Annotated in this window: 9 protein-coding genes; 4 read left to right on the plus strand and 5 right to left on the minus strand. The window is 32.5% G+C overall.

Translation table 11 applies throughout. From position 1 onward, the window contains the following. Together ACJAX4_RS19205 and ACJAX4_RS19210 are read left to right on the plus strand one after the other, a co-directional pair. On the plus strand, positions 1 to 373 hold a 373-nt coding region (locus ACJAX4_RS19205; RefSeq protein ID WP_435791048.1), incomplete at its 5' end, for an amidohydrolase family protein. Continuing rightward, a complete protein-coding gene (locus ACJAX4_RS19210; RefSeq protein ID WP_435791049.1) occupies positions 361 to 1,803 on the plus strand; it encodes an NAD(P)/FAD-dependent oxidoreductase in 1,443 nt (480 codons plus the stop codon). The genes ACJAX4_RS19205 and ACJAX4_RS19210, both read left to right, overlap by 13 nt. Before the next feature lie 51 nt (positions 1,804 to 1,854). Here the strand turns inward: ACJAX4_RS19210 and ACJAX4_RS19215 are convergent, their stop codons facing one another. Continuing rightward, positions 1,855 to 2,673 (minus strand): EFR1 family ferrodoxin, encoded by an 819-nt coding sequence (locus ACJAX4_RS19215; RefSeq protein WP_435791050.1) that lies wholly within the window; start codon positions 2,671 to 2,673, stop codon positions 1,855 to 1,857. A 39-nt stretch (positions 2,674 to 2,712) separates the two neighbouring features. Next, positions 2,713 to 3,030 carry a hypothetical protein gene (locus ACJAX4_RS19220; protein ID WP_435791051.1) on the minus strand — a complete coding sequence of 106 codons (318 nt, stop codon included), beginning with the start codon at positions 3,028 to 3,030 and terminating at the stop codon, positions 2,713 to 2,715. 209 nt (positions 3,031 to 3,239) lie between these two features. Here ACJAX4_RS19220 and ACJAX4_RS19225 point away from each other — a divergent pair, with 209 nt between their 5' ends. Then, on the plus strand, positions 3,240 to 4,493 hold the full coding sequence (locus ACJAX4_RS19225; RefSeq protein ID WP_435791052.1) for an MFS transporter: 1,254 nt from the start codon (positions 3,240 to 3,242) through the stop codon (positions 4,491 to 4,493). A 452-nt stretch (positions 4,494 to 4,945) separates the two neighbouring features. Then, positions 4,946 to 5,104, plus strand: a complete 159-nt coding sequence (locus ACJAX4_RS19230) for a hypothetical protein (RefSeq protein WP_435791053.1) — start codon at positions 4,946 to 4,948, stop codon at positions 5,102 to 5,104. Between the two features lie 241 nt (positions 5,105 to 5,345). Here ACJAX4_RS19230 and ACJAX4_RS19235 read toward each other — a convergent pair whose 3' ends face one another. The 3 genes from ACJAX4_RS19235 to ACJAX4_RS19245 all read right to left on the minus strand — a co-directional run. Further along, entirely contained in the window at positions 5,346 to 6,647 is a 1,302-nt protein-coding gene (locus ACJAX4_RS19235) for an FAD-dependent oxidoreductase (RefSeq protein ID WP_435791054.1), read from the minus strand. Positions 6,648 to 6,848: 201 nt separating this feature from the next. After that, complete coding sequence (locus ACJAX4_RS19240) at positions 6,849 to 8,276, minus strand: aspartate ammonia-lyase (RefSeq protein ID WP_435791055.1); 1,428 nt, start codon at positions 8,274 to 8,276, stop codon at positions 6,849 to 6,851. 480 nt (positions 8,277 to 8,756) lie between these two features. Continuing rightward, positions 8,757 to 9,158 (minus strand): YbaK/EbsC family protein (locus tag ACJAX4_RS19245; protein ID WP_435791056.1); only part of this gene is annotated, 402 nt, incomplete at its 5' end.

The raw sequence follows: 9,158 nt of genomic DNA on the forward strand, positions 1-9,158 counted from the left end.
GGTAGGCTCAGATAGCATACCAGCTGGGAATCCACATCCAAGGCTTTATGGAAACTATCCTCTTTTTATAGGTAAATTTGTTAGAGATAAAAAGGCTCTTTCTCTTGAAAACGCTATATACAAGATATCATATTTGCCTGCAAAAACTTTAGGTCTTAAAGATATAGGCGAAATAGCTATAGGCAAAACTGCGGATATAGTTTTATTTGATTTAAGGGAAATTATGGGTTTTGAGGATTACTTTAATCCAACTAAAGCCCCTGTGGGAGTTAAATACGTAGTGCTGAATGGTAATGTTGCAGTAAGGGATAGCATTGTTTGTAATAATAGTTATGGAAAAATAAAAAGGAGTGGATTAATATGTATGATGTAATTATTATAGGTGGTGGAGTAATAGGTGCCTCTATAGTAAGAGAACTTTCAAGATATAATTTAAAAGTAGCACTCTTAGAAAAAGAAGATGATGTAACTACTGGGGCGTCAAAAGCCAACAGTGGCATAGTTCATGGAGGATATGCTGCTAAATACGGTACACTTAAAGGGCAATTATGTGCAAAAGGGAACAAAATGTTTCAAAAGCTTGAAGGAGAACTAAACTTTGGATATAGGCAAACAGGAGCTTTGGTAATCGGATTTAATGAAGAAGATGAAAAAAGTATTAATGTACTCTATGAAAATGGTTTAAAAATCGGATGTACTGATTTAGAAATCCTAAGAGGAGACAAGTTGCACCAACTAGAACCCTACTTAAATAGCGAAGTAACTGTAGCACTTTACGCTAAAAGCGTTGGAGTTACCTCACCTTATGAGCTAACCATCGCATTAACAGAAAATGCTATTACAAATGGTGTAGATCTTAAGCTTTCAAGTGAAGTTATATCTATAGAAAAGCTAAAAGAAAAATTTATTGTACATACTAATGAGGGCCAAATTGAAGCTAGATACATAGTAAATTCTGCTGGTCTTTACAGTGATAACGTAGCTTCTATGGTAGGAATTAATGATTTTAAAATAATGCCAAAACGAGGTCAATATATTCTGTTTGGAAAAGATCAATCGCATCTTGTGAATAGCGTTATTTTTCAAGTGCCTACAGCTGTCGGGAAAGGAATATTAGTGACTACAACCTATCATGGAAACTTCATGATAGGACCTAATGCGGAAGAAGTAAGTGATAGAGATGATCTGTCAACAACAGCTGAAACTCTAAGATATGTCATAGAAACAGCTAGAAAATCAATACCAGATTTCAATATAAAAAAATCATTAACCACTTTTTCAGGTATAAGAGCTACAACTAACAAAGGTGATTTTATAATTGAGGAAAGTACAGTTAAAAGGTTCATAAATGTTGCTGGTATAGATTCCCCAGGACTTACATCATCTCCAGCAATAGCTGAAATGGTGACAGGCATACTTAAAACTTCAGGACTAAAGCTTGTGGACAAGAACACTTTTAATCCTAATAGAAAAGGCATAATAATTAAGAAAGACATTGATTTTCACGGAAAAATTGATGATAGTGATCCAACCAAAAATATAATATGCCGATGCGAGAATGTTATGGAGTCAGAAATCGTAGATGCCATTCATAGAAATATACCAATCACATCTACAGACGCTATTAAAAGACGTACTAGAGCAGGAATGGGGCCTTGTCAAGGAAGCTTTTGTAGCTCCAGAGTTAAGTCTATAATAGCAAGAGAACTTAACATTAATGAAAATAAAGTTACAGTAAGGGGTAACAATAATTCTAAATCACCTGTTAGAGCGGAAATAGGTTTGATTAGAAAATTCAAATAGCATAAAACAAACTGAAAGGTGATCATCATCTTTCAGTTTGTTTTATGCTATTCATATAAATAATTCTGGTTCTCTCCGATAGGCGAACTGATCTTCTAATTCAAGTTTATGCCTTAAATAGTCTATATCATCATAATACTTTGCATTAGTTGGGCATTTTTTAATACAAGCCCCACATTTAATACAAATTCCATTTAATTTAGATACATCTTCAAAATCAATGGAACCCATAGGACAAATACTTGCGCATAGTTTACAATTATTACAATTGCTATTTGTTTTGGGCGTAACCTTTCTAATATCAACAGTTATCCCATCTTTAGTCTTAGGCATATAATATTTTCTATAAGGCTTATTTCCCTTTATAATTACAGCTTGAGTTTTACCTTGCGTTGTAATTTTCTTATATATTTGATTTGCAAAGTCACGTGCAATGTCCATATCTTTTTCATCAGGTCTGTTTCTAGCAAGTGTTTTAGAAAATGAATGTTCTCCTATAAATGCGCCACCAGCAATAACTTGAAAACCATTTATTTCAAGTATATCGCTTAATTCTATTAGTGCATCATCATAATTTCTGTTGCCATAAACAACTACAGGGATTGCGAGTGCAGCATTCGCCGTAATAGAATTTAGATATTTTAATAATACGTTAGGGACTCTTCCTGCATATACTGGAACTCCTATAATAACAACATCTTCTACTGTAAATTGCACTGTTTTTTTTCTAACCTCGGGCATTGTGAAATCAATGTTATTTATAGTAACGTTCCTACCAATATTCTCTGAAATGTTCTTTGCTATACGAGATACAATTTTCCTAGTTGTACCAGTAGCACTAAAATACATCATATTAATTTTGTTATTCATAACAATTCCTCCTATGTTACACCCTTTAGCGTAATGCCTTTATTCTTTGCAAATTTTCAGTTGTATTGCTTGTACGGGAAATCCCCTCATTGAAGCTATTTTATGAATCATTATATATTTCTTTCCGTTTATTAAGAATTCAGGATACTCTTTATCAGTTTCGAGTATTTCACATTCTTTGCCTTTATTTTTTAACTGTTCATATACCTCAAATGCCATCTCATCTGTGCTTTTATTCATATCATCTAATTGAAGATTTATCCCTCTGAAATTGTTATATCCTGTAGTTACTAAAACTGAATAACCTACTACTACCATCATTACAACTATTGCAACAATGCATAAAGTCATTTCCATGTATTAACACCTCTTAAAATTATTTGAAATAAGATAAAGATATTCCTAATTTTAACTTATTTTTAATTAAATTGCAAGTACCACCTACGTGGCACTTGTCAAGTCTCTTGTCCACCTCATCACTAAACTTATAGTTGCATTGAAAACAATAATGCCTTATTATTAAATTTGATAAGTATTTTACATGCATTTATTAGGGGATGATAAAATTGAATATAGCGGCTTCTACTAAGAGATTTGTCAACATTAATTTTCATGCTCTTACGCATAAGAATTATAGATATTTTTGGTTTGGTCAGTGTATTTCCTTAATTGGTACTTGGACCCAAAACATAGGCCAATCTTGGCTTGTACTTTCCTTAACTGGGTCTCCATTTTTACTTGGACTCGTTGGAACTATGCAGTTTTTACCAGTAACTTTTTTTTCATTGTTTGCCGGAGTTCTAACGGATAAGTTTCCAAAGAAAAAAATACTGATATTCACTCAGACTGTCGCCATGCTGTTAGCTTTTACATTGTCTGCGTTAGTATTTACAGATAAATTGAAATATGAATACATAATAATCTTAGCTTTATGTCTTGGATTTTGCAATACTTTAGATATGCCAACTAGGCAAGCTTTTAATATGGAAATAGTCGGAAAAGAAGATTTGATGAATGCCATTGCTTTAAATTCTGCCACTTTTAATTTAGCAAGAATTATTGGACCTGCTATTGGAGCTGTTCTTATGGGGTACCTAGGAGCAGGTTGGTGTTTTTTATTAAATGGTTTTAGCTTTATGGCTGTAATCTATGGACTGTTTCATATTGAAGCAGTTACTTATGTTAGAATGAAAACCTCTGAAAAAGGCATATTGAAAGAAATAGTGGATGGCCTTAAGTATATAAAAAACAAGCCTATTTTACTCGAAACCTTAATCTTAGTTAGTATTATGGGAGTTTTTGTTTTTAACTACGCTGTTTTAATCCCTGTATTCACTAAAAATGTACTACATATGGGTGCAAAAACTTATGGTGTTTTATTATCTGCACTTGGAGCAGGCTCCCTTGTTGGCGCACTTCTCGTCACCTTTAAAAGTAAAGGTGCTCCAAAACGAACTCTTATGATAGGTAGCTCAATTTGCATTGGAATAATGCTTATATTCACAGGAATGAGTAATTTATATTATTTAACTGCATTAAGTTTAGCACTAACTGGAATATTTAATTTGTTTTTTTCAACAACAGCTAATTCAACGTTACAACTAAATTCTGAAGATGAATACAGAGGACGAGTAATGAGTGTATATTCACTAGTGTTTGCTGGATTCACTCCAATCGGAAGCCTATTTTCAGGATATATAGCAGAGAAATATGGAGCTAGATTTTGTTTTATATTATCAGGTATTTGTACAGTTGTATTAATATTATTACTTATAATATGGGTTAAATGTAGAAAAAAGTCAAAATCTACTTTAAATTAGCTTCTTCCTTAGAAATGTTTGCTCTTTCCTTAGCTCATAATCCTAGTTTATTAATTCTTGATGAACCCACCGCAGGACTTGATCCTGCTTCGAGAATTGAGCTTTTAGACATATTTCGTGAATTTGTATCTGATGGAGAAAAATCAGTGTTTTTTCAACGCATATTACCTCGGATCTGGATAAAATAGCTGATTATATCACTTTAATTCATGGAGGTAAAATAATAGAAAGCCTGTCAGTTGATAAGCTTGAAGAAAAATATATCATATTAACTGGAGGTATCGAAGAACTAAAGGGGCTTGAAAGTCAATTTATTGGAATTAGGAAAGGTGAAATTGCTTTTGAGGGTTTGATCCTAAGAGAAAAAGCTAATAAATATTTTAAGGATATAAAAGGTACTAAATCTAATGTCGAAAATCTATTAACCTTTAATATTGGGGGGTCTAATAGTTATGAAAAGATTTATTAAGATAATAAAAGCTTCTTGGTTTATGGATGAAAGTAATTTTAAATGGTTGTTTCTCTTATTCGTAATTTTTACTGGATTAATATCAATAAATACATGCTTTGACCTCGAAGTAAATTTTATGAAATACTTTTTGCAATTATAGTAGGTTTTTCTCCTATTCTCTTCATTTGTATGATTCTATTTTATTTATATTACCTAAATTTAATTAGGATTGATGAAACTAATACTGTTTTTATTTGTGAAATATTTGCAATGATAATAACTAGCTTCATAGCAGCATTTACAGTTAAAAAATCATATAGATTAACATTCAAAAAAATAATGGGGCTTTAATCAAGCTAAGATATATAAGTTAACTTATATATCTTAGCTTGATCTTTACTCTATATAAATTTTTCATTAAATATATTAGTCAAATTTAACCCTTCTACTTTTTCCTTTATTCTGTCTATATCTAAGATATAAAGTCCTAACTCCTGCATTCTTTTAAAATACTCTGCTCCCGAAAATGTATATCTATTTATCCTTCCTTCTTTAGTTTTTATTTTTTCATTTGCATAGGCTATCATATCTCCAACAGCTAGTGTTCTTGGCAATATCAAAAGAGGCAATTCTAGATAGTTTCTTATTGCATTTTGACCAGCTAAAGCTCCTGTTATCATAGCCTCTGCATGCCCTATAAATAAACCTGCCTTTTCACCTGCGCAGAACAGATTATCAACACCTACAACCTTCATATCATCTGTCCTTGGGGCTATAGATACATATCTTATAGAGTTTCCCATTCCCCCTGAATATGGATCTACATATCTTGCATTTTCTAATCCTTTTATTTTTCTTAATTTTTCTAATGGGTAGTATGGAGTCATAAGTTTTACATCCCCAGTATCTATTAGAATTATATTTTCAGCAAACTCTTTTAGTGCGTACTGCTGACATACCTTTAGTTTAAGTTTATCTAAATTTATATCCTCCTTTGGAACTTGTATAACGACCACGCCTGCTTCCTCTAGTGTCTTTATAATGTCTGTCGATAAAGAACCTCTAGCTAATTTACAAGAACCACTGAAAGCACCATATCCTCCATCTTCTCTTTCACCTTTTAAGTCTTCAATGCCGGCCTTACTACTTATACTTACCCTTCCACCAAAAGTTGGACATCTCAAAACACACATTACACATCCATTCCCATATTTAGTGCAGTTATTCATTGGCCCTGTTGAACCTGTAGTTTCTATAAATACATCTGCCTCCACATATTTCTTATCGGATAGGTATATTCCTTTTATTTTGTTGTCTTCTATTTTAATGTCAACTACTCTTGCTATCATGTTTACTTCTATGTCCATATCTTTCAAATATTTTACCACTGCTGGTTCAATCTTGTTTGTATCACAAAGCCAAGCATTTTTATGTCCTGGAAACTCTATGTTTTTATGTTTGCTGTTTTGATCTGTCAAATTTATTAATTCTCCCGTACCTAGAGCTATCATCTCTTCTGCCGCAGTATGCCTTCCATTATTTCTCATTATTCCACCTACATTACCAAGACCTAAAAGCATATCTGTTTTTTCATATAACGCTACCTCTGCACCAGCTTTTTTAGCCGTGATTGCTGCGCTACAACCAGCCCATCCACCACCAATTACTATAACTTTCAAAATATTTACCCCCTTACAATACATATATAGGTTTACACTCCTTTAAATTCTATTGCAATAGCCGTACTTTTATTACTCTTAACAAGTTTTTAACTGTAAACAAAAAAGCATTTCATTAAATTTTATTTTAATGAAATGCTTTTTATTGGCGTATATAACTATATATTAGTAAATCTAGGAATACACAATTCAATGCTATTGTTTACATTTAATTAATATGATAATCTATATAGCCATTAAATGTTTTGCTGCTATTCCTGGTTCAGTCATTGCTTTTGTATCTAGTATTTCATTAAGTTGTGATTTTGTTAGTATGCCTTCATCAAGCACAAGTTCAATTACTGATTCACCCGTTGCAATAGCTTTATCTGCAATTTTAGCAGCTACCTTATAGCCTACATGAGGTACTATTGCTGTTATTATACCAACACTATTATCCACTAAACCTTTACACCTATTCCTATTAGCAGTAATACCCTCAATACAATTTTCTCTAAGAGTATTAACTCCATTTGCTAAAGTTTCTATAGACTCATACAACTTATAGAATATAACCGGTTCAAAAGCATTCAATTCTAATTGTCCAGCTTCTGCTGCCATAGTAATTGTAACATCATTACCTATAATATTGAAAGACACTTGACTCATAACTTCTGGAATTACAGGATTTATCTTTCCCGGCATTATTGAAGAGCCATTTTGCTTTGCTGGAAGGTTTATTTCTCCAAAACCTGTTCTAGGACCTGAAGACATTAATCTTAAGTCATTTGATATCTTGGATAGGCTTACAGCACAGACTTTAAGCGCTGCTGAAACATCAACAAAAACATCTACATTTTGTGTCCCATCTACCAAGTCTTCTGCTTGATGTAAATCTAAATTTACAATTTTATTAATTGCTGGTACGACATTTTTAAAATACACTGTATCCACATTTATTCCTGTCCCTATGGCAGAAGCGCCCATATTTACACATTTTAGCCCCTCAGTGGCTTTTTCTAGCCTAGCGATATTTCTTTTTATTACTGATCTATATGCATTGAATTCTTGACCTAATCTAATAGGTACAGCATCTTGCATTTGTGTTCTTCCCATTTTAATAACATCATCAAATTCCTCTGACTTTTCAAGAAGTACATCGCTCAGCTTTTTTAGTTCCGCTAATGTTCTTGGCATAAGCTTTAGAGCTGCCATCTTGCCCGCTGTTGGGAATACATCATTTGTAGATTGTCCCATGTTCACATGATCATTAGGATGAACTTTGTCATAATCACCTAGTTTACCACCCAATATTTCATTTGCTCTATTAGCAATTACTTCATTTGCATTCATATTTCCTGATGTACCTGCTCCCCCTTGTATTGAATCAATTATAAATTGATCATGTAATTTACCATCTATTATTTCATCAGATGCTTGTACTATAGCATCCCTAATCTTGTTATTCATAAGTCCGGCTTCATTATTTGCAATAGCAGTTGCTTTTTTTACTTGAGCAAGGCTAACTATTAATTCCTTATGCATCTTTTTACCTGTAATATTAAAGTTTTCTGCTGCTCTTAGTGATTGAACTCCGTAATATGCTTCTATAGGTACATTTTTAGAGCCACAAGAATCGCTTTCCACCCTAAATTTTTGCAATATTTTATTCATAATTACTCCTCCTTATTCACTATATTATACTAATAATACCACTTTTAAAAACTTTGTCAAATTATTATCAATGTATACAAGTGTAATTATTAAAATATAGAAACAAGCTAGAAATTGAATTAATTCTATATGTTTAGCTATATTAGGCGTTTAACCCATATATAAAAATAATAAACTCTTTGATCTGTGTTTGCATCATAAAACTCAATTTACTCGATTATATTTTTTAAATATTCTGAATTTTGCAAGATTTACGTTAATGTGAATTTTATATGTATTAGGTTTACTTGCAAATATATAAAAAAAAGTACCAAGAAGCTACCACTCTATGACTATAGTTAGCTTCTTGGTACTAAAATCTATCTGGAATGAAAATACATAAATTAAAACAATGAATGAATTACGGCGTTGACACTTCATTTTGTAATTGTTTACATCGCTAATTCAATAATTGTTTTTTGAAATTAAATTTCTATTCTACTACTCTAATTCCCATCCTTTACCGACATCTACCCACTTTTTATTATGTGAATACTTATCAAGCTCCTCGCATGTTAGTTTAATCGCTGAATTGCTGCTTCCACAGGCAGGATAAACAGTTTCAAATCTCTTAAGAGATTCATCCAAAAATACAGGCACAGCATTATCTAGGCCAAACGGGCATACTCCGCCTACTGCATGTCCTGTGAACTCAAGTGTTTCATCTGGTGTCATCATCTTGGCTTTAAAACCAAATTGATCCTTAAATTTCCTGTTGTCTGTCTTTGCATCTCCTGCCGTAACTATTAACATGGCACCGTCTCCATCTTTAAAACAGATAGTTTTAGCAATTCTTGCTCCCTCAACACCTAGCGCTTGTGCTGCAAGTTCAACCGTTGCACT

Source organism: Clostridium sp., assembly GCF_051278035.1.
In the GTDB taxonomy this organism is placed as follows: Bacteria; Bacillota; Clostridia; order Clostridiales; family Clostridiaceae; genus Clostridium_AD.